Origin of the sequence: Pseudonocardia xinjiangensis (assembly GCF_012911925.1) — a bacterium.
Lineage (GTDB): Bacteria > Actinomycetota > Actinomycetes > Mycobacteriales > Pseudonocardiaceae > Pseudonocardia > Pseudonocardia xinjiangensis.
Genome location: NZ_JAAXKY010000113.1, coordinates 1 through 24,927, shown reverse-complemented (window position 1 = coordinate 24,927; position 24,927 = coordinate 1). Strand labels below are relative to the sequence as shown.

Sequence of the window (24,927 nt, the reverse complement as noted above, 5' to 3'; positions counted from 1 at the left end):
TCCCGAACCCGCCCGGCGGCAGCCACGGCGTCTCCGGCATCGACAGTGAGAAGCCGTGGCTCCAGCGCACCGGGACGCGCATGATGCGGTCCTTGCCCGCGGCCTGCTCGGTGGTGGCCAGTGCCAGCGTGTCCAGCTGGAGGAAGCCGCCGATCAGCGCGGCGTAGAAGCCGGCGAGCGCGCGGGCGGTGCCCACCCCGTTGGCCGCCGGGATCTCCGCGGACAGCACGTCCGGGTCGTTGTTGTCCATGGGCGGTACCACCATGGACATGACGCGCGCGCTCAGCGATGTCGGGTCGCTGTAGGCGGCGAACATGTCGCGCATCTCCTCGGGCAGCGCGTCGATGTCGAACGCCGCCGCCGCATCGGGATCGGGCAGCTCGGGCGGGACGATCCGGCTCAGCCGGTGGTGCTCGGACTTCGGCAACCCGATCCAGAAGTCGAGGCCGAGGGGTCCGGCGATCTCGGTTCGGAAGAAGGTGCCGAGGCTGTGCCCGGACACCCGCCGCACCACCTCGCCGACCAGCCAACCGAAGGTCAGCCCGTGGTAGCCGTGTTCGGTACCCGGCGTCCAGAACGGCTCCTGCACGGCCAGCAGCTTCACTACCGGGTCCCAGGCCAGTGCGTCGGCAAGCGGCACCGTCTGGTCCACGATCGGCAGGCCGGCCTGGTGGGTGAGCAGCCAGCGGACCTTGCACGGTGCGGTGAACTCCGGCCAGTACCTCTGCACCGGCGCGTCCAGGTCCAATTCACCGCGCTGGACGAGCAGCAGCGCGCAGGCCGCCGTCATGGCTTTGGTGGTGGAGAAGACGGCCTGCAGCGTGTCCCGCTGCCAGGGCCGGCCCTCCTGCTGGTCGGCAACCCCACCCCACAGGTCGACGACCTTCTCCCCGTGCCGGTAAACGCTGACCGCGGCGCCGATCTCGGCGCCCTCGGCGAAGTTGGCCGCGAACGCCTCGCGGACCGCCTCGAACCCCGGGGCGATCTCACCCTCGATCTCAGTCATTGGTCTTCCCTTCGGGTGCGACCAGCGCGTGCTCGCACATGGCCACCAGTTCGTGGGTGTAGTCGGTCAGGTCCACGTCCGGCCGGGTCAGCAGGTGCTGCAGCGTGCCGGACAGCATCTGCCGGATGATCAATGCGACGGTTCGGGTGTCGAACTCGCGGAACTCGCCCGCCCGCTGCCCGCGGACCAGCAGTTCCTCGACCGCGTCGAGTTCGGCGACGTTGTTGGCGCCGACCCAGCGCCCCAAGGCATCGGGGTGGCCCTGGAGGATGTGCACCAACGCGCGCATATACGTGCGGTGACTGTCGTAGTAGGCGACGCTGCCCTCCAGGTAGCCGCGCAGGCCTTGCCAGGCGGAGACGGCGCCCTCGTTGTGCATAGTGATGACCGCCCCGCCTGCACCGTAGATCTCGGCCACCACCTGCTCGATCAGGTCGTCCTTGTTGGCGAAGTGGTACGAGATCAGCCCCGGGCTGCTCAGTCCCGCTCGCTTGGCGATCTGCACGAACGAGGCCTTCGCGTAGCCGAGCTCGGCGATGGTCTCGATCGCGGCGGCGACGATCTGCTTGCGGCGTGCAGCCTCGGTGAAGGTTAGTTCGCTCGACCCGGGATTAGGTTGCACGACCTAAAGCTAGTGTGCCCGTCAAGCGCGGCTTTGGCTGGGTCTGGTCGTCCCCATCGCCGCGCGCGGCACGCAGCGCCCCCCGGCCAACCTCCCGGGGGTCTTCCTGTCCTCGCCGACGAAGGTCGCGATCTTGGCCGGCCCGAGGCATCACGTTTGTGAAACCCCGCAGGCAGCGCGAGCCCCGCATCAGCTTCGCCGCGTTCGAGTCAGGTCCACCGCGACAGGACAAGCAGCCTCCCGGTTTTCGTGTCGGCTGGGCACGACCTCGCCAACTAAACACCGGTTTCGTTGGGAGCTAGTTCGGTTTAAGAAACCGAGAACCGGTTTGATCGTTCGAAGATGTCTAACTGCTAGGGTCTCGACCATGATCGACGAGGCCGCACGCTGCGGCTACAGCAAGTGCCGGGCCGAGCTCCCCCCGCCGGGCCCGCAGGGCGGCCGGCGCCGCTCCTTCTGCCGGGAGACCCGCTGGCCCGGCGGGCGGTCCTGCGCCCAGATGGCCAAGGCCGAACGCGACGCCCTCGACGCGCTGGGGCTCGACTCGGGGCGTTCCGCCTTCCGGCTCGACGCCGAACGGCTGCGGGAGCACGTCGACGCGGTACGGGGGCCCGTCACGGAGCTGGCCGCCGCCCTCGCGGGCGTCATGGAGCGGCTGGAGGAGGTGGAGGGCGCCGCCCTGGCCGCCGTGGAGACCGCCAACCGCGGCGCGGCGGAAGCGGAGGCGCTGCGCGTCGAGGCGCAGCAGGCCCGGGAGCGGGCCGAGAGGGACTCCCGGGAGGCTCAGGACCGGACGGCGCGGGCGGTCGAGGAGCGGGCCACGGCCGTCGAGCGGGCCACGGCCGCGGCCCGGCAGGCGCTGGAGGCGACCGAGGCGCTCGGTGCGGCGCGTCAGGTGGCCGAGGAGGCCACGCTCGCCCGCCAGAGTGCAGAGGAGCGGGCCACCGCCGAGGCCCGACGGGCTGCCGAGGCGGAGCGGACGGCCCAGGAGGCGATCGTCCGGGCGGAGCGCGCCGACGCCGAGCGGGCCGCGGCACAGGCACGTGCGCAGGAGTGGCGGACGGAGGCCGAGGAGAGCCGGGCCGAGAGCGACGCCGTCCGGGCCGAGCTGACCACCAGCACGAACGCCCAGGACGAAGCCGTACAGCGGGCGAGCGCCGCGACCGATGCCCTGGTCGGCGAGCGGGAGGCGCGGCAGCGGGCGGAGCAGGCGCTGGCCGCGGCACAGGCCCGCGTCGAGACCGAGGCGGCCCTGCGGGCCCGGGCCGACGGTGAGCTGGAGCGGTTGCGCGCGGAGGTCGACCGGGCCCACGCCGACCTCACACACGTCCGGGCCGAGCTGACCGCCGTGCGGGAGCGGGACACCGACGAGCTGCGGGCCCTCGTCACGGCAGCCGTGCAGGGCAGGGACGGCTGACCGCCGGCTCGGCACCCGGGGCGGCCGGAGCGGGTGCCGAGCCGCCCCGCGGCCAGGCGCAGGATGGCGGTATGACGCAACTCCGCTGGTTCATCACGGGGGCATCGACCGGGTTCGGGCGCACGTTCGCCGAGACGTTGCTGGCCCAGGGCGATCAGGTCGTGGCCACCGCCCGCAACCCCGAGTCGATCGCCGACCTCCCGGACCGCTACCCCGGGGCAGCGCTCGCCCTGCCGCTCGACGTGACCGACCCCGGGCAGATCACCACGGCTGTCGGGTCCGCGCTGGACAGCGGCGGCATCGACGTCCTCGTCAACAACGCCGGCCGCGGTCTCCTCGGGGCGCTCGAGGAGCTGTCCGACGAGCAGATCCACCGCGTGCTCGACGTCAACCTGTTCGGCGCCCTCGCCGTCACGCGCGCCGTGCTGCCGCACATGCGCGCCCGCCGCAGCGGGCACATCGTGCAGATCTCCTCGGTCGGCGGGGTCGTCGGGAACCCGGGCCACGCGGCCTACGCGACCTCGAAGTTCGCTCTGGAGGGGGCGTCGGAGGCGCTCGCGGGCGAAGTCGCCCCGTTCGGGATCCGGGTGACGATCGTCGAACCCGGCCCGTTCCGCACCGATTTCCTGGGTCGCTCGCTCGAGATGGCCACGCCGATCCCGGACTACCAGGACGGGCCGCCCGGGGTCCTGCGCGAGCGGTTCTCGAAGCAGCACGGGCAGCAGCCGGGCGACCCGGAACTGGCGATCGACGCGATCGTCGGGACGGTCCGGGCGGGGTCGGGGCCCTTGCGGCTGCCGCTGGGAGCGGCCGCCGTCGAGCGCATCCGCGACAAGCTGCAGCGGCAGCTCACCGACCTGGAGGCCTACGCGGACCTGGCCGTCTCCACCGACCGTCCGGCGGGCTGAACCGGATCGGGGCGACTCGCGCACCCAAGACGGGCGACTCGCGGGCGCGGAACGGGCGACTCGCGGGGCGTCTGTCCTGTTCGTGCCGATTGGCATTCGGCGGGGAACGGCCTGCTCAGAGGGCCGGAAGCTGTTGGGTAGCGTGATCGGCGATGACGGGCGGAGATGCCGCCCGCAGCGCGGATCATCCGAAGGGTCCTCATGCGAATCGGTCTCGGCCTGCCCCACTACGGCGAGCTCGCCACCGTCGACACTCTGGTCGAGGTCAGCAAGGCCGCGGAGGCCATGGGCTACGACAGCCTGTGGACGGGCGATCGGCTCTTCGTCCCGGTGGAGCCGAGCGACCCCTACCCGGGCGGCGACGGCGTGATCCCGCCCCAGTTCGGGACGTTCTTCGACCCGCTGACCGCCCTGACCTTCGCGGCCGCGCACACCGAGCGGGTCCGGCTGGGCACGAGCACGCTCAACGCCACGTGGTACCCGCCGGTGGTGCTCGCACGCACGCTGACCACCCTCGACATCCTCAGTCGCGGACGCCTCGACGCCGGGTTCGGCATCGGGTGGATGCGTGACGAGTACACCGCGGTGAACGTCCCGTGGACGGGCAAGGGCGCGCGGCTGGAGGAGACGCTCGACCTGCTCGAGAAGATCTGGACCTCGGACGTGGTGGAGCACGACGGGCCGTTGTTCACGGTGGTCCCGACGCCGATCGAGCCCAAGCCCGTGCAGCGTCCGCACCCGCCGATCCTGCTCCCCGGCTTCTCGCCCGCGGCGATCCGCCGCGTCGGACGCCGGGCGGACGGCTGGCTCGGCGTCGGTGCTCCGCTGCCTGCGCTGCAGTACCTGTGGGGCAACGTCCGGCGGGAGGCCGAGGAGGCCGGTCGCAACCCCGGCGACATCCGCTGCATCGTGCGGATCAACCCCCACCTGACCGACGAGAAGGCCGAGGCCGAGCAGGTCCCGGACCGGGGCACGCTGGCCCAGCAGGTCGACTACGCCCGTTCGCTCGTGGAGGTGGGCGCGGACGAGGTGTTCATCGACCTCGGCCAGACCACCACGACCAGCACCGAGCTGCTCGACATCGCCGGTGCCTTCATCGAGGGCGTCCGCGCCGGATAGTGACCATCCCCGGCCACTCCCGGTGGCCGGGGACGGTGCCCCGGCGTCTCAGCGGGTGACGGGGGCCGGACAACTGGCTACCCTCTGCCGATCCTCCGTCGCCGGCAGCCAGGGGTCACCGTGTCCGATCAGACGACATCCACATCGCCCGATCCGGCTGGAGGTACCGCCCGGCACCGGTTGCCCGTCCGCACCCTGGTCGCCGCGTCCATCGGCAACGCCATCGAGTGGTACGACTGGACGATCTACGTGACGTTCAGCATCTTCTTCGCCACGCAGATCTTCCCGAAGGAGAACGCGGCGCTGGCGTTGCTCAGCACGCTGGCCACGTACGCGGTGGCGTTCTTCTTCCGCCCGCTCGGGGGCTGGCTGCTGGGCCGGTTCGCCGACCTGCACGGTCGCCGCACGGCGATGCTCGTGACGATCCTGCTGATGGCCCTCGGGTCGCTCGCGATCGGGCTGCTGCCGACGTTCGCGATGGTGGGCTGGCTCGCGCCGGCGCTGCTGCTGATCGCCCGCATCGCACAGGGGATGTCACTGGGCGGGGAGGTCTCGAACGCCTCGGCGTACCTGGCCGAGATCGCCCCACCCGAGCGTCGCGGCCGGTACTCGTCCTTCTTCTACATCTCGACGGGTTCCGCGGTGCTCGTGGCGTCGCTGCTCGGTGCGCTGCTGACCCAGGTGCTGGACGCCCAGCAGCTGGCCTCCTACGGGTGGCGGATCCCGTTCCTCATCGGCGGCGTGCTCGGCCTCGTCGGGCTGTGGCTGCGCCGGGCCATGCCGGAGACCGACCAGTTCGAGGAGAACAAGGCGGTGGCGCAGGCTCTGCGCCACCCGTTACTGACGACGTTGCGCGAGCACCCGAAGGCCGTGGGGCAGCTCGTCGGGTTCACCCTGCTCTCGACCCTCTGCTACTACACGTTCTTCTCCGCGCTCACCCCCTTCGCGGTGACCTCGCGGGGCGCCAGCGCCAACGAGGTCTTCGTCGCGCTGTCCATCGCCACCGCGTTGTTCGTCGCGCTGCAGTACCCGATGGGAGCGGTGTCGGACCGGTTCGGCCGCAGGCCACAGCTGCTGATCTGGTCGGCCGCCACGGCGGTGCTGATCGTCCCGCTGTCGTATCTGATCGGGCCCGGGCTGGGCAACCTGCTCGTCGTGTTCTGCGTCGGCCTCGGGCTCTACACGATGATGACCTCCATCGCGCCCGCGGTGATGAGCGAGCTGTTCCCCACCGCGCTGCGCGGGCTGGGCATCGGGGCCTGGTACAACCTGACCGTCGCCATCTTCGGCGGCACGGCACCGCTGGTCATCCAGGCGCTGTCCGGCGCGGGCGTGGCCGAGGCGTTCTTCTGGTACGTGGCCGCGGGCGCGGCGATCGCGTTCCTGGTGATCCTGACCCTGCCCGAGACGAAGGGCCAGGTGCTGCGGTAACCCGGGCTGGACCTGTCCGTCGAACTGATCCGCTGCACGAGTCCACAGTGTTGTTCAGCGGATGCCACAGATTGCGTAATGTCACCACGGAAATCGGGATCCCGAGGCCTGCCGGTGGCTTCCGGGCAGCCTGGTGCGGTTGCCCTCGGTGGTGAGGCCGGTCCCCGGTGCCCGGGCCGCCTCCGTGACGAGCAGTGCCGTGAGCAGCCCTCCGTCGTCCCCGGCGAGATCCATCTCCGGAGTCGGACGATGATGTCCGGCTACCGGGAACAACCCGACACCACCGCCACGGTGCTGTGCGAATGATCGGATCCGGACTGGCGAGATCGGATTTCCCGACAGGGGAAAATACTTCATGCGCACGACCGCGTCACTGATCTGATCGTGGTTGGTGCGTCGCCGACAATTGCTGCGCAGAAGAGCAATCTCATGCCGTGGTGGTGTTCTCGGCCGGACGTGCTGCGGACCAGGAGAAATTGCAAGAATTCTTATCGCCACCACCAGAGCGCAAGACGCAGATCCCCGGACGGGATCTGCGTCAGGCGCGGTCGGTCAGACGAGCGGGCTGGTGGCCAGCACGCGCACGGCCTCGGCCACGGCGGCCCGCCGGGCCACCCGCACCGCGGTCTCGATCGGGCGCAGGGCCTCCCGGCGGGCGGCGGCGGCCGAGGCGGACAGCGCGCCGCCCGGCTCGTCGACCGACGCCGCGGCGAGGATGGCCTCCACCTCGTCGGCGTGCTGCAGCACACGCAGCGGCTGCCCGGGCATGCCCACGGGCCACAGCGACTTCGGGCGTGCGCTCAGGGCCGCGGCGATCTCCTCGCGCACGCCGGGCCGGTGCCGTGCCACGCCGAGCGAGGTGAGCACCGACGCGGACTGGCGGACCTGGTCGCGCAGTTCCCGCTCCGCCTGGTTCAACGCGATGAACTCCGGGGGAGGCCCGGGGTCGGTCACCGGGTAGACCGTCCAGCGCAGGACGCCGTCGGCGATCGGCGCCGGAACGATGCCCAGCCCGGCGTCGGCGAACAGCACGCCCTCGCCCGCCGCCAAGGCCTGCTGGCTGAAGTGGCCGGGACCGGGCAGCCCCCGCACGTCACCGGGGACGGGGAGCACCAGCCGCGCGGGACCGCGCGGCGCCGCACGACGGAGTGCGGCGAGGAGGAACGTCACCGAGGACACCGGCTCGCCGGGTGAGGGGAGCGCGGTGACGCGGGCGGTGTCCGCGTCGGCGGCCTGGACGTCGTGCGCGTCGGCCCACGGGCCGAGCGCATCGAGCACGTCGTCGGGTGCCGCAGCACCCGCGAGCCAGGCCGATGTCCACACGGTGAAGGTGGCGGAGGGGCAGGGCACGGGCGTCAGGCTAGCCACGTCCGGGGTCCGGAGCACCGCTGCCGTGCGGGTGAACCCGAATACAGTGCGTTGCCGCAGGTCGGAACGGGTGGATCAACGGTCTGCGCGTGTCGCGGCGGCCGTTGCGGCCCGGGCGGCGGTAGAAAACGGGTGTGACGCGCTCGCACGACTACCGAGGGATGTTCGGCGCCGACGGCTCCCGCACGACGGTGCGCCGGCAGGTTCCGGAGGTTCCCGCCGAGGCCGGCCTCGTCGTCGAGGATCCCGCCAGCGGCTTCTGCGGCGCCGTCGTCGCCGCCTCGGTGCGTGAGGTGACGCTGGAGGACCGCCACGGCCGCCGTCGGGTCTTCCCGCTGCGACCGGCCGCGTTCCTCTTCGAGGGCGCCCCCGCCACCCTCGTGGTCCCGAAGCGCGCTCCGGCGGCTCCGGCTCGTTCCGCATCGGGCTCGGTGAAGGTGCAGGGGCAAACCGCCCGGACGGCGCGGGCGGCCCGGATCTGGGTGGAGGGACTGCACGACGCCGAGCTGGTCGAACGCGTGTGGGGCCACGACCTGCGGGTCGAGGGTGTGGTGGTCGAGCCGATGCACGGCATGGACGATCTCGCGGCCGTGGTCGCCGAGTTCGGTCCCGGCCCGGATCGGCGGCTCGGCGTGCTGGTGGACCACCTCGTGGAGGGTTCGAAGGAGACGCGCGCCGCCGCGGCCGTCGCGGGTCCGCACGTGCTCGTCGCCGGGCACCCCTACGTCGACGTGTGGCAGGCGGTGAAGCCGTCGGTCGTCGGGATCCGGGCGTGGCCCGAGGTGCCCCGCGGCACCGACTGGAAGACCGGGGTCTGCGCGGCGCTGGGCTGGGGCGAACCGGCCGACGGGGCCCGCCGCGTGCTCGGCGCGGTCCGCAGCTTCCGGGACCTCGAAGTGCCCCTGATCAACTCCGTGGAACGGCTCATCGATTTCGTAACGGGCTGATCACCGCCCGCCGTCTTCTGGCAGGATCGTCCCATGTCGGCCGCTGTGATCTGGCTCATCCTGGGCCTGGTGCTGGTCGCTGCCGAGGTGCTCTCCGGCGACTTCGTCCTGCTGATGCTCGGAGGGGCGGCGCTCGCGGCGGCCGGTGTCTCGTTCGTCGTCGCCGGGCCGGTCGCCGGCGCGGTGGCGTTCGTCATCGCATCGGGCCTGCTGGTCTTCGCGGTGCGCCCGGCGCTGCGCCGGAAGCTGAACCGCGGGATCGACCACTCGGTGATGCACCACAAGGCGCTCGTCGGCACCACCGGTGTGGTGGTCGCGCAGGTCGACGGGCACGGCGGCCGCGTCAAGATCGGCGGCGAGCTGTGGTCGGCCCGGTCCAGCGACGGGCACGAGGTGATCGAGCCGGGGGCGAAGGTCACGGTGCTGGACATCTCGGGGGCCACGGCGCTCGTCGTCGGGCAGGACTGACCGGAGCGGTCCCGGTGCAACAGGAGTACACCGGAGTCACCAGCAGCGAGCCGGCGTGCGAGGACCCGACCGCTGACATCCAGCGTCGGATGCGAAGAGGGAGGGATAAGCGGTGACCGATTCTACGGTGCTGCTCGTCGTCGTGGCGCTGGTGGTGTTGCTGGTCGTGGTCTCGCTGGTCAAGGCGATCCAGATCATCCCGCAGGCCACCGCCGCCGTGATCGAGCGGCTGGGCAGGTTCAAGGGCACGGCCGACCCCGGCCTGGTGTTCCTGGTGCCGTTCATCGACAAGGTCCGGGAGCGGATCGACCTGCGTGAGCAGGTGGTCTCGTTCCCGCCGCAGCCGGTGATCACGCAGGACAACCTCACGGTCAACATCGACACGGTCGTCTACTACCAGGTGACCGACCCGAAGTCCGCCGTCTACGAGATCAACGACTACATCGTCGGCGTCGAGCAGATCACCACCACGACGCTGCGCAACGTGGTCGGCGGCATGAGCCTCGAGGGCACGCTCACCTCCCGCGACGAGATCAACACGGTGCTGCGCGGCGAGCTGGACGAGGCCACCGGCCGGTGGGGGATCCGGGTCGCCCGCGTGGAGATCAAGGCGATCGACCCGCCCGCGTCGATCCAGGAGTCGATGGAGCGGCAGATGAAGGCCGACCGCGAGAAGCGGGCGACGATCCTCACCGCGGAGGGGCAGCGGGAGTCGGCGATCCGCAGCGCCGAGGGGCAGAAGCAGGCCCAGATCCTCACCGCCGAGGGTGCCAAGCAGGCGGCGATCCTCAACGCCGAGGCCGAGCGGCAGTCCCGCATCCTGCGGGCCCAGGGTGACCGGGCCGCCCGCTACCTCGAGGCGCAGGGTGAGGCGAAGGCCATCGAGAAGGTGTTCGCCGCGATCAAGGCGGGCAAGCCCACGCCGGAGCTGCTCGCCTACCAGTACCTGCAGACGCTGCCGCTGATGGCCGAGGGCGACGCCAACAAGGTCTGGATCGTCCCGTCCGACTTCGGCAAGGCGCTGGAGGGCTTCACGCGGATGCTGGGGGCGCCCGGCGGGGACGGTGTGTTCCGGTTCGAGCCGTCTCCGGTGGACGCCACGGTCTCGAAGCCCGAGGACGACGACGAGTCGATCAAGGACTGGTTCGACACCACGGGCGACCCGGAGATCGCGAAGGTGGTGGCCGACGCCGAGGCGCAGGCCCGCAAGGAGGTGCCCGCACTCGGTGCGGAGATCCCGCACGCGCCCGTGCCGCCCCTGCCCTCGTCGCACAGCAACGGGCCGGCCCCGCAGCAGCCGGACGGCCCGCAGCTGCAGGGCCCGTCGGCCTCCGCTTCTCCGCAGCGGGTGCTGCCGGAGAGCGCGGTGCCCACCCCTCCGCGCGGAATCCCGCAGGTGCCCCCGGCGCCGGATCTCACGAAGCCGCCCGCCCAGGAGTAGTCCGCGGCTGCGCCGCCCCCACCGGTCAGGACAGGGTGAAGCCGTAGGGCAGCTCGAGGCGGTGGCGGCGCAGCAGCTCGGCGTCGGCGAGGAGCTCGCGCATCGGTCCGTCGGCCACGATGACGCCGTCGTCGAGCACCACGCCCCGCGGGCAGAGCTGCAGCGCGTACGGCAGGTCGTGGGTCACCATCAGCATGGTGGCGTCGAGCCCGAGCAGCACCTCGGCCAGTTCGCGGCGCGCCACCGGGTCGAGGTTGGACGACGGCTCGTCCAGCACGAGGATCTCCGGCTCGCACGCCAGCACGGTGGCCAGCGCAACCCTTCTGCGCTGGCCACCGGACAGGTGCAGCGGGGAGCGATCGCGGTGCTCCTGCATGCCGACGGTGGCGAGCGCCGTGTCCACCCGGGCCCGCAGGTCCTCGCCGGTGACTCCGAAGTTGGCCGGCCCGAACGCCACGTCCTCGGCGACGCTGGGCATGAACAGCTGGTCGTCCGGGTCCTGGAAGACGATGCCGACCCGGCGCCTGATCTCCCGCAGGTTCTGCTTGGCCACGGCCAGGCCGCCCACGGTGACGGTCCCGTGCCCGGCCGTGAGGATGCCGTTGAGGTGCAGCACGAGCGTGGTCTTGCCCGCCCCGTTGGGGCCCAGCAGCGCCACCCGCTCGCCGCGGTTGATGGTCAGGTCCACCCCGAAGAGGGCCTGCCGGCCGTCCGGATAGGCGAAGGCGAGGTCGTCGACCTGCAGGGACGGCGGTGCTGCCGCCGGCGGTGAGCTGCCCGGCAGTGCGGTGTGGTCGGGTGAGATCACGCGGTCACCCATCCGGTGACGGCCAGGCCGAGCGCGACGGCCACCGGGGCGAGCCCGGCGACCCAGTCCCGCCGTGTCGTGGGCGTCTCGCTCAGCCGCGGCATGGCGCCCGTCCAGCCGCGCGAGAGCATCGCGAGGTGCACCCGTTCGCCGCGTTCGTAGGAGCGCACGAACAACGATCCGACGCCGCGGGCGGTGGCCCCGGCCTGCCACAGGAAGCGCGGGTCGTGGCCCCGGGAGATCCGGGCCAGCCGCATCCGGCGGCCCTCGGCGGCGATCACGTCGACGTAGCGCAGCATCAGCGTGACGATCGTGACGACCAGCGCGGGCGCGTGCAGCCGTTGCAGCCCGAGCAGCAGGTCACGCAGCGAGGTGGTGGCGGCCAGGGTGAGCGAGGTCAGCACCCCGAGGGTGCCCTTCACGATGATGTTCCACGCCCCGAGCAGCCCGGGTTCGGAGAGCTGCAGGCCCAGCCACTCGACGTGCGGGCCGCCCCCGGTGAGCGGCAGGAGTACCGCGAGCACCACGAACGGCGCCTCGATCACCGACCGGCGCACCATCCACCCCGGCGGGATGCCGGCCACGACCCAGATCGCGGCCAGCAGTACGAGGTACCCGCCGAAGACCGGGAAGGCCTCCCGCGGCGTGAGGACCACGCAAACCACGCCGAGGAACGCGGCGACGATCTTCACCTCGGCCGGGAGCCGGTGCACCGGCGAGGTGCCGGCGAGATGGAGCGGGTGGCCGTGGCCGGCACCAGCCACTAGTGCTGGTCCTTCGGGCGGCGCCTGCGCAGCACCCAGAACAGGCCGCCGGCCACGACGAGCGTGACGAGGACGCCGATCACGCCTGCGACCCCGACCGTGCCCTCGCCGCCCTCCACCGAGTAGTCGGCCAGGGGACTGGCCGCGAGGGAGTGGTCGGTGGCGTTCTGCGCGATGCAGGTGCCCTCGAGATGTTCCCCGGCGTCGGACTCGACGACCTGGCAGCCCTGCAGCGTGACGGTGTCCAGCCCATCGGGATGGGGGCTGGCGAAGTAGGACAGGGCGCCCGCGACGAGCAGGGCGACGGCGAGGAAGCCGACGAAGAAGCCGGTAGCGCGCCGGTTCGGTGCGGGTGCGGTCATGACGGGTTCCCCTCGGTGGCCCTGCTCTCCGTGACACCGGTGTCCCCGGCCCGGCGCAGCTGCAGAGGTGGCGCGGTGCCCCGCAGGAGGTGGACGAGATCGGGCCGGACCGAGGCGACGGCCCCCACGGTGGCCGCGGTGATGACCCCCTCGCCGATGCCGATCAGGACGTGCAGGCCGATCATCAGCGTGAAGACCGTGCCGAGCGACGCCCCGCCCGCGCCCCCGATCGCGTACTCCAGGACGAACGCCAGCGAGGCGACCACGGTGTTGACGAACGCCGCCACGAACGCCGTGGCCACCAGGCCGGCGCGGCTGCGCCGGGCGAGGGGGCGCAGTGCCACCGCCACCGCGTAGCCGACGAACACCCCGACCAGCGCCATGTTGACGATGTTGGTGCCCAGCGCGGTGAGGCCGCCGTCGGCGAAGAGCAGCGCCTGGACGCAGAGCACGATGGCGATGCAGAGCGAGCCGACCCAGGGCCCGACGAGGATCGCGACGAGAGCGCCACCGAGCAGGTGACCGCTCGCTCCGGGCAGGATCGGGAAGTTGATCATCTGGACGGCGAAGACGAACGCGGTGACCAGGCCGGCCATCGGAGCCGTCCGGTCGTCGAGGTCCGACCGGGCCCGGACACCCGCCAGGACCAGCCCGAGGACGGCGATCAGGCCGAATGCCCCTGCGGTGGGCCCGTTCACCAGCCCGTCGCTCATGTGCATGGCCAGTACCGTGTCGCCGACCATCCCGACCTCCTCGACGATCGCCAGCGCGGCCACCCGAACGGGTGGCCGGCTCAGGCTAGTCGCGGACGAGCGGCTGTCGCAAAGAACTTGCGATTAGGACCGGGTGGAGGAGGTCAGGTCAGGCCGCGTCGTCTCCTTCGGTGCGGCGCGCGGCGAGCTTCGAGATCGCGTACAGGGCCCGCCTGCGGGACCGGCCGGCCGGGGCCAGCAGGCGTCCGACCGCGAGATCCACGCCCCGGACCTGGAAGAAGGGCGACTCGCCGATCTCCTCCAGCAGCATCCGCTGCTGTTCGTAGATCGCCTCGGCGTTCTCCGAGGACACGGTGCCGCGCCCGATCCGGAACGCCGCGAGCGTCTCGGGCAGCCCGAGGAACTCGCCGTACTGCAGCAGGCGCAGCCACAGGTCGAGATCCATGATGTAGGTGCGGTCGGCGCGCCACCCGCCCACGGCGAAGAAGTCGTCGCGCCGGAACAGCACGTTGTTGGACTCGCCGATCGGGTTCGACCCGTTGCGGACGACCCGCCGGGCCACCTCGACGCCGGTGCGCACGCCGGTGAGCCCGCCGAGGCCCCGCCGCGGGACGATCACCCGGCTCTGCTCGTCGATCATGTGACGCCGGGCCGCCACCAGTGCGAGGCCGGGGTCGGCCTCCATGGGTGCGACCTGGAACTCGAGGCACCGCGGGTGCAGGAGGTCGTCGGCGCACACCACCTTCACCAGTGGCGCACGGGAGAGCTGGACCACGCGGTTCCAGTTGTCCGGCTGCGACACGGTGGTGTGGTTGCGCTCGACCCGGACCCGCGAGTCGCGCTCGGCGAAGGAGCGTGCGATCGCCCCGCTCTCGTCAGTGCTCGCGTTGTCGAGGATGACGAGCTCGAAGTCGCGGTAGGTCTGGTCGAGTACGCTCCGGATCGTTTCGGCGAGGAAACGCTCCCCGTTGTAGACCGGGATGCAGACGGACACACTCGCCAGCGGCAGCAACACAAAGCCTTCTCTCCTGCCGGTTTCGGGACCGCGCGACGGTACCGCCCGGCGCGCCTCGGAACCCCTCCACCCCCGGCAGGGCACGATCGGGTACCGCGATGACAGCCGATGTGAACGATCCGTAGAGTGCCGATCGGCAGGCGCAGTCCACACCAGCAGTTGCCCTACCGAAGATGCCCCGATTGGGGTACGGCTTCGCGAGATTGTTACGTAACGCGATTGGGTGCTACAGAGATAAACCCAGCGATGGAGATCGTCCTGGGAGAAGGCTACAGGCAGCGACGGGGCCGAGGGCGCGAAATCACCGCGGTGGCGGTGGGGGGGAGAACGGCGATGCAGCGGAACGGCAACCCGCGGGTGTCCGTGGTGGTGCCGACCCGGAACGAGGCGCGGAACCTGGAGGTCGTGCTCCCTGCGATCGCCGCGGTGCGCCCGGCGGTCCACGAGATCATCGTCGTCGACGGCAACTCCGTCGACGGCACGATCGAGACCGCTCATCGGGTCCTGCCCTGGGTCAAAGTCATCACGCAGACCCGCAAAGGCAAGGGTAACGCGATGGCGTGTGGCTTCGCCGCGTCCACGGGCGACGTCATCGTGATGTTCGACGCCGACGGCTCGGCCGACCCGGCCGAGATCCCCTCCTTCGTCCGCGCGCTCATCGACGGTGCCGACTTCGCCAAGGGGAGCCGGTTCGTCCGCGGCGGGGGCAGCGACGACATCACGCTCCTGCGCAAGAGCGGCAACGCCGGCCTCAACGGCGTGGCCAACGCGCTGTTCGGCACGTCCTACACCGACCTCTGCTACGGCTACAACGCCTTCTGGGCCGACATCCTCCCGGTCCTCGACCTGCCGCCCATCGATGCCCCGGCTCCGGCCGAGGGCATGTTGTGGGGCGACGGGTTCGAGATCGAGACCGTGCTCAACTGCCGCGTCGCCGCCGCCGGGCTGAAGATCACCGAAGTGCCGTCGATGGAGCGCGAGCGCATCTTCGGCCAGTCCAACCTGCGCACCTTCGCCGACGGCACCCGCGTGCTCCGCACGCTCGCCGCCGAGCGTCGCCGGGCGCTGCGCGGCCGGGCCGAGCGCGTGCAGGTCGAGGAGCAGGCCCGGGCTCTCACCCCGGCGGGAGGTATCCCGGTGGTCCCGCCCGTCGGAGAGCCCGCCACCCCCAACGGCGTGTCGATGGGCACGTCGTCGCTCAACGGGGGGCCGCTCGGCGCCACCGCTCCGGTCGGCGATCCCGTCAACGGTCGCCGCCCGCTGCCGCCCCCGCGGCCGGCACCTGTCGACCGTGAGGCCCGCGACGGAGTGGCCGTGCGTTTCGCACTGGAGGAGGAGGCGTCCTGATCTGGGCGCCCCCTTACACTTCGACGCCAACCGGATACCCGGGGTGTCCGGTGACCTTCTGCCAGATGCCTGCGGTGCTGATCGCGGGTCGGTGACGAACGGAGTACCACGGTGAGCGTGCCCTCTAGCGCCGAGCTCACGCGGGCGCGCCTCGCACGCCGCTTCGTGGCGCTTCTCCTGGTCGTCGCCGGGATCACCGCGTGCGTCCTGAGCGTCCTGAACGTCACCGGTGGCTTCATCGGTGACTTCCGGTTCCTCGTCACCACGTTCTTCCTCATCCTCGGGCCCGGGTGGTCCGCCGCAGGCTTCCTGCGGCGGGCCCCCGCCGCGCACGTCTGGATGCTCACCGTCGGGGTCGGCGTGGCCGTCACCCTGCTCGTCGGCCAGATCATGGTGAGCACGGGGGAGTGGCGTCCGGCCATCGCCCTGTACGTGATGACGGTGCTGAGCGTCCCGTTGTTGCTGCGGCACGCGGTGGTCGCGCAGTGAGTGAAGCCGCCACAGCTCACCCCGTTATCGTCCCCCCGGTGTTCCGCAGTTCCCCTGTTCCCGATGTCGTGATTGCCCGCGTTCCGCTGGTCCTCTCCCCGTGACGCGCCGGCAGCCGTCCACCGGTCCGCACTCCGCGACCGTTCGGCCCGACCACGACGGCCGGCCGCACCCCGATCCCCGTGCCGACCCGCCCACGCACGCGTTCGATCCCTCCGCCGCCCCGACGGTCCGGCTCCCGGCCGTGGTGGCCGACACGGTGCGGATCCCGAGCATCACCCGCGGGGTCCCTCCCGAGCAGGACAGCGGCGACGAGGGGCTGGGCGACGGGCTCGCGCTCTCGCTGAGCTCGGTGCTGGGATCGCTGGGCGGGCTGATCTTCTGGCTGATCGCGGCCCGGATCATGTCCACCGCCGAGGTGGGCGACGCTCAGCTGGTCGTCTCCGCGTTCATCCTCGTGGGCGGGGCCGCCCAGCTCAACCTCGGCGTCGGCCTGATGCGGTGGATGCCGCGCGCCGGACGCAGCACCGGCAGGCTCGTCTGGAGCAGCCTGCTCCTGATCATGCCGCTGTCCGGGCTCGTCGGGCTCGTCTACGCGCTGTTCGCGCCGCGCCTGGCCACGATCGCGGCCGGCCCCGGCGGACCCTTTGCGTTCGGTCTCCTGCTCTTCGTGGTCGCCTCAGCGGGCTGGGGCGTGTTCGTCGTGCACGACTTCATCCTGGTCGCGCTCGGCAAGCCGTGGTGGGTGGTCTGGCGCAACGGGATCTTCGCCGTCGCACGGCTCGGCCTGCTGGTTCTCCTCGGTGGCATGGCCGCGCTCGGTTCCTACGGTGCGGTGCTGCCGTGGGTCGGCTCGATCGTCGTCTGGATCGCGGTCGGGTCGGCCGTCATCGCCGTCATGACGCGCCGTGCCAGCGCACGGGCGAAGGACGGCGTGCTGCCGACCCGCAGTGTCGTGATCGCGTTCCTCGCTCCCACCGCGGTGGGGCAGATCGGCGCCGCCCTGCTCTACAACCAGGTCCCGGTCCTGGTCAACCTGCGGTTCGGTCCCGAGACCGGTGCCGTGTTCTTCATCGCCTGGCAAGCCGTCGCGGTGATCGACCTCGCCGGGATGTTCTTCATGAACTCCCTGGCCGTCACCGTGGCGCGCGAGCCGCACCGCACCCGCGAGCTCGCCGCGGCGGCGCGCCGCAGGCTGTTCGTCATCTTCCTGCCGATGCTGGCGCTGGGCGCGGCGCTGGCCTACCCGCTGCTGCTGATCTTCGGTGAGGCGTACGCCGAAGGAGCCGACGTGCTGCGCCTGCTCCTGCTGGGGCTGGCGTTCCGGCTGGTGGTCGCCCATGAGCTGGGCGTGCGCCAGGCCACCGGCTCGGCCATGAGCTACGCCAGGCTGCAGCTGAGCAGCTCGATACTCGTGGTGGTCGCAGCGCTCGTCACCCCCGTCACCGGCGCCGGGGTGTCCGCGCTCGTTCCCGTGGCGATCGGCTACATCGCCGTCCAGGTCGTCTGTGCGGCGGCTGTGCTGTTCTCCCCGGCTCGTCGCCGGGCCGATGTGGAGGTTCCTTCGCCGTGACTTCGACGGACACCCGATACCCGGGTGACGAGAGACGTCCGGGGAGCAACGTCGACCAGGCCACCACGGCTATGCGTGCCGCAGACCTCGACGCCCCGACCACCGCCCTGCCCATCCAGCGTCCGCGGGCGCGCAACGTCCCGCCGCCGCCCCCGCCCGCGCCGCCGGCCACGGGCATCTTCCGCTGGCTCTCGCCGGTGCTCGCGCTGGCCGCCGTGGCCCTGCTGCCGGTGGCGGCCGCCACCACCGACCTGTCGGCACTGGACGGCTGGGGCCTGGCCAAGGTGCTGAGCCCGGTCGGCTGGGTCGCGCTGACGTGTGCGGTCGGAGCCTGCGTCGCGGAGCTGCGCTCGCCGCGTCCCCGGATCCCGATGCTGGGCACCGCCACCGCGGTGCTGATCCTCTGCTCGGTCGGGATGCCGTCGGTGGTGGAGCCGGTGGCGCGCTTCAGCACGGCGTGGCTGCTCGCCGGTTTCACCGACGCGATCGCCCACGACGGAATCGCGCCCGAGGGGATCGACGCCCGGTTCTGGTGGCCCGCTTTCTTCGCGCAGTGGGCCTTCTTCCGCGACGCGGGCGGCGCCACCCAGCTCGACTCCGTGCTGCGGTGGTTCCCACCGGTGGTGGTCGGGGTGTGGACGATCGGCATCTACGCGCTGGCCCGCTCGATGCTCGGGGGCAGCCGCGCACCGTGGGCGGCCGCGTGGCTGTTCGTCGGGCTCAACTGGGTCGAGCAGGACTACTTCTCGCCCCAGGCCACCGGCATCGTGCTGATGCTGACCGTGCTGACGTTCGCGCTCGGCCCGCTGGCCACCCGGCGCACCGACGCGGCAGGGGTGCCGGGCTGGCCGTTCCCGCACCCCGAAGCCCGCCGGCTACCGTTGCTGCGCCGCTGGCTGGTGTCGGCGATGACCCCACCGAACAGACCGAGCCTGCCACCCCGGCAGCTGCTGCTGATCTACTTCTGCGCGGCGCTGTGCATCCTGGCGGTGATCCCGGAGCATCAGCTCACCCCGTTCGCGATCATCGGCCAGCTGGTGGTGCTGGCGATCGTCGGCCGGATCCGGGGCCGTGGCCTGGTACTCGTGGCCATCGTCGGCCTGGCGGTGTTCTTCGTGATCTCCGCGCGGTTGTTCTGGATCACCCAGCTCGGCCTGCTGCTGGGCTCCGGCGGCGGTGATGCGCTGGAAACCGGCGTCGCGGACCGGTTGCTCGGTGACACCGGGCAGGTCGCGGTGAAGTACCTGCGGATCATCGTGCCCGGCCTGACCTGGGCGCTGGCGATCGGCGGGGCCTGGGTGTACTGGCGCCGCAAGCGCGACCTGGTGCCGATCGCACTGGCGGTCGTGCCGATGGCCTTCGCGCTGCAGGGCTACGGCGGTGAGGTGTTCCTGCGGATCGTGCTCTACGGCCTGCCGGTGCTCACCATCCTCGGTGCCGACGGGCTGCGCGCACTCGTGCGGCGCAAGCGGTCCATGGAGATCGTGCTCGCGGTCGGCATGGTCCTCCTGTTCCCCCTGCTGGTGCTGATCCGCGGGGGCAACGACGCCTACCAGGTGGTCTACCCGCAGGAGGTGGCGCTGGCCCGACAGGTCATCCACGAGACCCCGCCCGGCCAGGAGATCGTGCCGCTGTCCAACGTCGGGCCCTACGGAGTGGAGGGCATCGACACCCACAGCATGGGCTCGGTGGTCGACGGGTGCGCCGAGCTGGCCAACGACCCGGTCCGGTGCATCGAGGCCGAGGCCCCCGACGTGCTGATCTCCTTCACTTCGGTGGAGAAGCAGGGCGTCGTGCTCAACGGCAAGAAGCCCGGCTGGAGCCTCGAGGTCATCCAGCAGCTGGTGGCGTCCGGCCGCTACGTCCTGACCTACCAGGACGGCTTCGACGCGGTGCTGAAGAAGACCGTGCCGGACCCGGTCGAGCCGGCTCCGGGAGGCTGAGATGATCATCGACCAGTCGCTGGACGTCTGGGTCTGGCTGGCGTTCCTGCTGTTCCTCATCGTCATCGCGGCGCGCGCCTGGGTGGTGGAGACCGGCCGGGAACGGCTCGGCCGCACACCGGTCAAGGTCAAGGTGCTGACCGCCACCACCGTGGTCGTGCTGCTGGGGCTGACCGGACTGGTGGTGATGCAGGGTGGTTACCTGCTGATCGAGTCGATCATCACCGGGACCGACCCGTCGACCACCGTCTACGGACCCGACCCCGACGCACCGGCCGATGCCGGTGCGCCGGCTGATCCGAACGCACCCGCTGACCCGAACGCACCGGCCGGTGCCCCGGCAGCGCCGCCGGCGGGGGGCTGAGCCCCACAGCCCCCCGCCGGCGAGGCGGTGCTAGCCGCCGAAGCCGATCGCGACGTACTTGGTCTCGAGGTACTCCTCGATTCCCACGCTGCCGCCCTCGCGGCCCAGTCCGGACTGCTTGATGCCGCCGAACGGGGCCGCGGGGTTGGAGACGAGGCCGGTGTTGAGTCCGACCATGCCGGACTCGAGCCGCTCCGACACCCGCAGGGCCCGCGTCACGTTCTCCGTGTAGAGGTAGCTCACCAGGCCGAACTCGGTGTCGTTGGCCGCGGCGACGGCCTCGTCCTCGGTGTCGAACACGCTGATCGCGGCCACCGGCCCGAAGATCTCCTCCGCGGTGAGGCGCGCCTCCAGCGGGACGCCGGTGAGCACGGTCGGGCGGTAGAAGTAGCCGGGACCGTCCACCGGCTCGCCGCCGATGCGCACGGCGGCGCCGCGGTCCACCGCGTCCTTCACGAGGTCGGCGACCTTGTCGCGGCCCTTCGCGTCGACGAGCGGCCCCACGTCCACGCCGTCGTCGGTGCCGCGGCCGACGCTCAGGGCGCTCATCCGCTCGGTGAGCTTGTCGGCGAACGCGTCCGCCACCGAGCGGTGCACGAGGAAGCGGTTGGCGGCCGTGCAGGCCTCGCCCATGTTGCGCATCTTGGCGAGCATCGCGCCGTCGACGGCCTTGTCGAGGTCGGCGTCGTCGAACACCAGGAACGGTGCGTTGCCTCCGAGCTCCATCGACGTCCGGAGCACCTTGTCGGCGGCCTGCTCCAGCAGTTTCCGGCCGACCGGGGTGGAGCCGGTGAAGGAGAGCTTGCGGGCCCGTCCGTCGCGGATCAAGGGCTCCATGACGCCACCGGCGTCGGAGGTGGTGACCAGGTTCAGCACGCCGCCGGGCAGTCCCGACTCGGCGAGGATCGCGGCGAGCGCGTGCATCGACAGGGGGGTCTGCGCGGCGGGCTTCAGCACCATCGCGCATCCGGCGGCGATCGCCGGACCGATCTTGCGGGTGCCCATCGCCATCGGGAAGTTCCACGGCGTGATGAGCAGGCAGACGCCCACGGGTTGCTTCTGCACGAGGAAGCGGCTCGTGCCGTTCGGGGCGGTGGCGTAGCCGCCGTCGATCCGGACAGCCTCCTCGGCGAACCAGCGGAAGAACTCCGCGGCGTAGGAGATCTCGCCCCGCGACTCGGCGAGCGGCTTGCCCATCTCCAGGGTCATGAGCAGTGCGAGGTCGTCGATGCGCTCCATCATCAGCTCGTAGGCCCGGCGCAGGATCTCACCGCGCTCCCGCGGCGGCATCGCCGCGAAGGACGGCTGGGCGGCCACCGCGGCGGCGAGGGCGTCCATCCCGTCCTCGGGAGCGGCGTCGGCCACCTCGCAGAGTGCCTTGCCGGTGGCGGGGTCGTCGACGGTCAGGGTGGCGCCGGACGTGGCCGGTCGCCACGTCCCACCGATGAACAGACCGGTGGGGACCGCGTCGACGACCCGCGCCTCGTCGGCACTGGAGCTGCTGGTCACCGCGGAGTTCGTCATGGTCCGATGCTGCCACCGCGGACCGGGGCACGCACCCGACGTGACGGGCGTCCTGCCGGTGTGACCCGATCACTGCTGCCGCCCCGGTGGGAATGTCGCAGGATGGAAGCCGTGACGGAGACGATGGTGCGGCTACCGGCGTTGGTGCCACCCCCGACCGACCTCCCGCCGCGCGCCGCCGCGCTGCGCGGCGAGGTGCGCGCGTTCCTCGCGCAGGAGCGGGCGGCGGGAGCCTGGACGCCCCGCGCCGACGTGTGGCTGTCGGGCTGGGACGAGCGCTTCACCCGGGAGCTGGGCAGCCGCGGCTGGCTGGGGATGACGATCCCGGTCGAGTACGGCGGCCACGGCGCGTCCCCGCTGGATCGGTACGTCGTCACCGAGGAACTGCTCGCCGCGGGTGCGCCGGTGGCCGCGCACTGGGTGGCGGACCGCCAGATCGGCCCCACCCTGATGCGGTTCGGCACCGAGGCCCAGCGGCAGCGGTTCCTGCCCGGGATCGCGAAGGGCGAGGTGTACTTCGGCATCGGCATGAGCGAGCCCGACGCCGGATCGGACCTGGCGGCGGTACGCACCAGGGCCGTGCAGGTCAGCGGCGGCTGGGAGCTCACCGGCACGAAGGTCTGGACCTCCGGCGCCCACCACGCGCACGCCTTCTTCGCGCTTGCCCGCTCGGCGCCGCGCGACGAGCAAAACCGGCACGCGGGCCTGTCCCAGTTCATCGTCGAGCTCGACTCCCCGGGCGTGCAGATCCGCCCGATCCCGCTGCTGACGGGTGCGCACCACTTCAACGAGGTCGTGTTCGACGGCGTGTTCGTGCCCGACGACATGGTGCTGGGCGAGATCGGCGCGGGCTGGCGCCAGGTCACCAGCGAGCTGGCGTTCGAGCGGAGCGGCCCCGAGCGGTTCCTCTCGACCTTCCCGCTGCTTACCGCGCTCGTCGGGGAGCTGCTCGCCAACGGCTCCACGCCGCACAGGGAGCTCGGTGGCCTCGTGAGCCGGCTCTGGACGCTGCGCCGGATGTCCCTGGCCGTGGCGGGGTCGCTGGAGTCTGGCGAGGCACCGGAGCTGGCCGCCGCCGTCGTGAAGGACCTGGGTACGCGGTACGAGAACGAGGTGATCGACGTGGCCCGGCTGCTCGTCGCGACCCCGCCGGACCCCGGCGCCGAGGGCGGCTACGCCCGGCTCCTGGCCGACGCGGTGCTGCACGCCCCCGGCTTCACCCTGCGCGGAGGCACCAACGAGGTGCTGCGCGGGATCGTCGCGCGCGGGCTGGGGTTGCGGTGAACGACCCGGTGAACGACTCGGTGAACGCAGAGCTGCAGGAGCTGGCGGAGTCGGTCTTCGCGGACGCACGCGGTGCGGGCACGGGTTTCGACGCCGAGCTCTGGAAGACCCTCGACGACACCGGGCTCGCCCGGCTGACGCTGCCCGGCGACGCGGGCGGCAGCGAGGGCACGTTCTCCGACGCCGCCGTCGTCCTGGCGGCAGCGGGGGCGCACGCGGCCCGGGTGCCGCTGGTGGAGACCGACCTGCTCGCGGGATGGCTGCTGCACTCCGCGGGCATCGCTGTGCCTGCCGGGCCGCTGACGGCCGTGGCGGGGGAGCTGGAGGTGGCCGGCACGGGCGTCCGCGGCGAGCTGCGGCGGGTGCCGTGGGCTCGGGCGGCGGCCGGGGTCGTCGTGCTCACCGCGGGACACGTCGTCCTGCTCGGGCCGGAGCGGCTCACCGTCACCGACGGCGCCAACCTCGCGGAGGAGCCCCGCGACACCGCGGTCGTCCAGGGCGAGGTGGCGCCCACCGCCGTCGCGGCCCTGCCCGGGGGCGCGGCCGAGGAGTTCCGGCTGCGGGCCGCGTTCGGCCGGGCCCAGCTGCTCGCCGGGGCGGCGCGCGGGGCGCTGGCCGCGTCGGTGCGCTACGCGGGCGAGCGGGTGCAGTTCGGCCGCCCGATCGGCCGGTTCCAGGCGGTGCAGCAGCAGCTCGCCCTGGCCGCCGCGGAGGTGGCGTCGGCGTCGGCGGCGGCGTCGGCCGCAGCGGCGGCGGTCACCGCGGGCGGGTTCACGGCCGCGGCCTCGCGGTTCGCGGTCGCCGCGGCCAAGGCGCGCACCGGGGAGGCCGCCGGTGCCGTCGCCCGGATCGCCCATCAGGTGCACGGCGCCATCGGCTTCACCCGCGAGCACGACCTCCGGCTGACCACCACGCGCCTGTGGGCGTGGCGCGACGAGGACGGCTCCGACGCCGAGTGGAACGCCGAGATCGGCGCCGCGGCACTGGCCGCGGGACCGGACGGGCTGTGGCCCATGGTGACCGGAAGTCCTTGATCAACAGCGCCCGGTAGCGTCCCCCCGCGATGGAGGAGATCGCAGCGGACGACCCCCGCACCCTGGGTCGCTACCGAGTGGTGTCCCGGCTCGGGAACGGCGGGCTGGGACGTGTCCTGCTCGGCGTCGACGATGCCGGCAGACGCGTCGCCCTGAAGGTGGTGCATCCCCAGCTCGCGGCCCTTCCGGGGTTCCGCGAGCGGTTCCGCCGGGAGGTGCAGCTGGCGGCGACGGCGCCCCCGTGGTTCACCGCGGCGCTGCTGGACGCCGACCCCGACGGCGACCCGCCGTGGGTCGCCACCGCCTACGTCGAGGCGCCCTCGTTGCAGGCCTACGTCAGCGCGAACGGCCCACTGGGCCGCGCGGGCACGCTGGCGCTGGCCGTCCGGATGGCCGACGGCCTGGTCGCCCTGCACGGCGCGGGACTCGTGCATCGTGATCTCAAGCCGTCGAACGTCCTGCTGGCCGAGGACGGCCCGTGCCTGATCGACGGCGGGTTCTCCCGGACGGTCGATCCCATGCTGGCGGCGCAGGCGGGCCATGTGGTCGCCACCCCGGAGTACATGACGCCGGAAGAGATCGCGGGGCTCGACGTCGGGCCGGCCGGTGACGTGTTCTGCCTCGGGTCCCTGATCGGCTACGCCGCCACGGGCCGGTCGCCGTTCGCCGCCGACTCCGTGCCCGGCGTGCTCCACCGGGTCGCCCAGGCCGAACCGGACCTCGGTCCGCTCGACGGGCCGCTGCGCGACGCCGTGGTGGCGTGCCTCGCGAAGGACCCCGCGGCGCGCCCGACCGCCGCGCGCCTGCGTGACCTGCTGCGGCCCCTGGAGAACCCGGACGCCGCGGCGCCCGCGCCCGCCCCCACGGCGGCCACCGCGGCGATGGCCGCCCCGGGCAGGCCGGCACCCGCCCCGGCACCTGTCTCGGCACCTGCCCCTGCCCCGCCGGTGCCTGCCCAGGCGATGCCCGCCCCGCCGATG

The 24,927-nt window shown here is 72.2% G+C and carries 25 protein-coding genes; 15 read left to right on the top strand and 10 right to left on the bottom strand.

Annotated elements, in window-relative coordinates; genetic code table 11:
- Together HF577_RS27160 and HF577_RS27155 are read right to left on the bottom strand one after the other, a co-directional pair.
- Positions 1-1,006: serine hydrolase domain-containing protein (locus HF577_RS27160; protein ID WP_169398805.1), on the bottom strand; the 1,006-nt coding region annotated here is incomplete at its 3' end.
- The gene (locus HF577_RS27155; RefSeq protein WP_169398804.1) at positions 999-1,628 is read right to left on the bottom strand and encodes a TetR/AcrR family transcriptional regulator; all 630 of its coding nucleotides are present in this window, start codon (positions 1,626-1,628) and stop codon (positions 999-1,001) included. The genes HF577_RS27160 and HF577_RS27155, both read right to left, overlap by 8 nt.
- A gap of 367 nt (positions 1,629-1,995) precedes the next feature.
- On the opposite strand from HF577_RS27155, the gene HF577_RS27150 reads away from it, so the two are divergent.
- The 4 genes from HF577_RS27150 to HF577_RS27135 all read left to right on the top strand — a co-directional run bounded on the left by HF577_RS27150 (position 1,996) and on the right by HF577_RS27135 (position 6,503).
- Entirely contained in the window at positions 1,996-3,045 is a 1,050-nt protein-coding gene (locus tag HF577_RS27150) for a coiled-coil domain-containing protein (protein ID WP_169398803.1), read from the top strand.
- A 71-nt stretch (positions 3,046-3,116) separates the two neighbouring features.
- A complete protein-coding gene (locus HF577_RS27145; RefSeq protein WP_169398802.1) occupies positions 3,117-3,953 on the top strand; it encodes an oxidoreductase in 837 nt (278 codons plus the stop codon).
- Between the two features lie 201 nt (positions 3,954-4,154).
- Complete coding sequence (locus tag HF577_RS27140; protein WP_169398801.1) at positions 4,155-5,072, top strand: TIGR03619 family F420-dependent LLM class oxidoreductase; 918 nt, start codon at positions 4,155-4,157, stop codon at positions 5,070-5,072.
- A 180-nt stretch (positions 5,073-5,252) separates the two neighbouring features.
- Entirely contained in the window at positions 5,253-6,503 is a 1,251-nt protein-coding gene (locus tag HF577_RS27135; protein ID WP_246267370.1) for an MFS transporter, read from the top strand.
- An 81-nt stretch (positions 6,504-6,584) separates the two neighbouring features.
- On the opposite strand, the gene HF577_RS27130 is transcribed toward HF577_RS27135, so the two are convergent.
- Both HF577_RS27130 and HF577_RS27125 read right to left on the bottom strand, forming a co-directional pair.
- Positions 6,585-6,737: a hypothetical protein gene (locus HF577_RS27130; protein ID WP_169398799.1), complete on the bottom strand. Its 153-nt coding sequence runs from the start codon at positions 6,735-6,737 to the stop codon at positions 6,585-6,587.
- A 318-nt stretch (positions 6,738-7,055) separates the two neighbouring features.
- A complete protein-coding gene (locus HF577_RS27125; RefSeq protein WP_169398798.1) occupies positions 7,056-7,853 on the bottom strand; it encodes a hypothetical protein in 798 nt (265 codons plus the stop codon).
- A gap of 179 nt (positions 7,854-8,032) precedes the next feature.
- Here HF577_RS27125 and HF577_RS27120 point away from each other — a divergent pair, with 179 nt between their 5' ends.
- From HF577_RS27120 to HF577_RS27110, 3 genes are all read left to right on the top strand, one after another.
- The gene (locus HF577_RS27120) at positions 8,033-8,818 is read left to right on the top strand and encodes a DUF3097 domain-containing protein (RefSeq protein ID WP_169398808.1); all 786 of its coding nucleotides are present in this window, start codon (positions 8,033-8,035) and stop codon (positions 8,816-8,818) included.
- Between the two features lie 33 nt (positions 8,819-8,851).
- Positions 8,852-9,286, top strand: a complete 435-nt coding sequence (locus HF577_RS27115) for an NfeD family protein (protein WP_169398797.1) — start codon at positions 8,852-8,854, stop codon at positions 9,284-9,286.
- A gap of 112 nt (positions 9,287-9,398) precedes the next feature.
- Complete coding sequence (locus tag HF577_RS27110; RefSeq protein ID WP_169398796.1) at positions 9,399-10,727, top strand: SPFH domain-containing protein; 1,329 nt, start codon at positions 9,399-9,401, stop codon at positions 10,725-10,727.
- A gap of 25 nt (positions 10,728-10,752) precedes the next feature.
- On the opposite strand, the gene HF577_RS27105 is transcribed toward HF577_RS27110, so the two are convergent.
- The 5 genes from HF577_RS27105 to HF577_RS27085 all read right to left on the bottom strand — a co-directional run bounded on the left by HF577_RS27105 (position 10,753) and on the right by HF577_RS27085 (position 14,389).
- Positions 10,753-11,547, bottom strand: coding sequence for an energy-coupling factor ABC transporter ATP-binding protein (locus tag HF577_RS27105; RefSeq protein ID WP_169398795.1), 795 nt, complete (start codon positions 11,545-11,547; stop codon positions 10,753-10,755).
- Positions 11,532-12,299 carry a cobalt ECF transporter T component CbiQ gene (gene cbiQ, locus HF577_RS27100; protein ID WP_169398794.1) on the bottom strand — a complete coding sequence of 256 codons (768 nt, stop codon included), beginning with the start codon at positions 12,297-12,299 and terminating at the stop codon, positions 11,532-11,534. Before cbiQ ends, HF577_RS27105 begins: the two co-directional genes overlap by 16 nt.
- The gene (locus tag HF577_RS27095; RefSeq protein ID WP_169398793.1) at positions 12,299-12,661 is read right to left on the bottom strand and encodes a PDGLE domain-containing protein; all 363 of its coding nucleotides are present in this window, start codon (positions 12,659-12,661) and stop codon (positions 12,299-12,301) included. Before HF577_RS27095 ends, cbiQ begins: the two co-directional genes overlap by 1 nt.
- Positions 12,658-13,404, bottom strand: coding sequence for an energy-coupling factor ABC transporter permease (locus tag HF577_RS27090; protein WP_211174901.1), 747 nt, complete (start codon positions 13,402-13,404; stop codon positions 12,658-12,660). The genes HF577_RS27095 and HF577_RS27090 overlap by 4 nt, the downstream gene beginning before the upstream one ends.
- A gap of 118 nt (positions 13,405-13,522) precedes the next feature.
- Positions 13,523-14,389 carry a glycosyltransferase gene (locus HF577_RS27085; RefSeq protein WP_312859412.1) on the bottom strand — a complete coding sequence of 289 codons (867 nt, stop codon included), beginning with the start codon at positions 14,387-14,389 and terminating at the stop codon, positions 13,523-13,525.
- A gap of 333 nt (positions 14,390-14,722) precedes the next feature.
- Here HF577_RS27085 and HF577_RS27080 point away from each other — a divergent pair, with 333 nt between their 5' ends.
- The 5 genes from HF577_RS27080 to HF577_RS27060 all read left to right on the top strand — a co-directional run bounded on the left by HF577_RS27080 (position 14,723) and on the right by HF577_RS27060 (position 20,105).
- On the top strand, positions 14,723-15,736 hold the full coding sequence (locus HF577_RS27080; protein WP_246267368.1) for a glycosyltransferase family 2 protein: 1,014 nt from the start codon (positions 14,723-14,725) through the stop codon (positions 15,734-15,736).
- A 111-nt stretch (positions 15,737-15,847) separates the two neighbouring features.
- Positions 15,848-16,225: a hypothetical protein gene (locus tag HF577_RS27075; protein ID WP_169398792.1), complete on the top strand. Its 378-nt coding sequence runs from the start codon at positions 15,848-15,850 to the stop codon at positions 16,223-16,225.
- A gap of 100 nt (positions 16,226-16,325) precedes the next feature.
- Positions 16,326-17,798 (top strand): lipopolysaccharide biosynthesis protein, encoded by a 1,473-nt coding sequence (locus tag HF577_RS27070; protein ID WP_169398791.1) that lies wholly within the window; start codon positions 16,326-16,328, stop codon positions 17,796-17,798.
- Positions 17,795-19,741, top strand: coding sequence for a hypothetical protein (locus tag HF577_RS27065; protein WP_169398790.1), 1,947 nt, complete (start codon positions 17,795-17,797; stop codon positions 19,739-19,741). The genes HF577_RS27070 and HF577_RS27065 overlap by 4 nt, the downstream gene beginning before the upstream one ends.
- A 1-nt stretch (position 19,742) precedes the next feature.
- Positions 19,743-20,105: a hypothetical protein gene (locus HF577_RS27060; RefSeq protein ID WP_169398785.1), complete on the top strand. Its 363-nt coding sequence runs from the start codon at positions 19,743-19,745 to the stop codon at positions 20,103-20,105.
- 30 nt (positions 20,106-20,135) lie between these two features.
- On the opposite strand, the gene HF577_RS27055 is transcribed toward HF577_RS27060, so the two are convergent.
- Entirely contained in the window at positions 20,136-21,629 is a 1,494-nt protein-coding gene (locus tag HF577_RS27055; RefSeq protein ID WP_169398789.1) for an NAD-dependent succinate-semialdehyde dehydrogenase, read from the bottom strand.
- 102 nt (positions 21,630-21,731) lie between these two features.
- On the opposite strand from HF577_RS27055, the gene HF577_RS27050 reads away from it, so the two are divergent.
- From HF577_RS27050 to HF577_RS27040, 3 genes are all read left to right on the top strand, one after another.
- Complete coding sequence (locus HF577_RS27050) at positions 21,732-22,913, top strand: acyl-CoA dehydrogenase family protein (RefSeq protein WP_169398788.1); 1,182 nt, start codon at positions 21,732-21,734, stop codon at positions 22,911-22,913.
- Entirely contained in the window at positions 22,910-23,947 is a 1,038-nt protein-coding gene (locus tag HF577_RS27045; protein ID WP_169398787.1) for an acyl-CoA dehydrogenase family protein, read from the top strand. The genes HF577_RS27050 and HF577_RS27045 overlap by 4 nt, the downstream gene beginning before the upstream one ends.
- Before the next feature lie 29 nt (positions 23,948-23,976).
- Positions 23,977-24,927, top strand: a 951-nt coding sequence (locus HF577_RS27040) for a serine/threonine-protein kinase (protein WP_169398786.1), incomplete at its 3' end; no start/stop codon positions are given.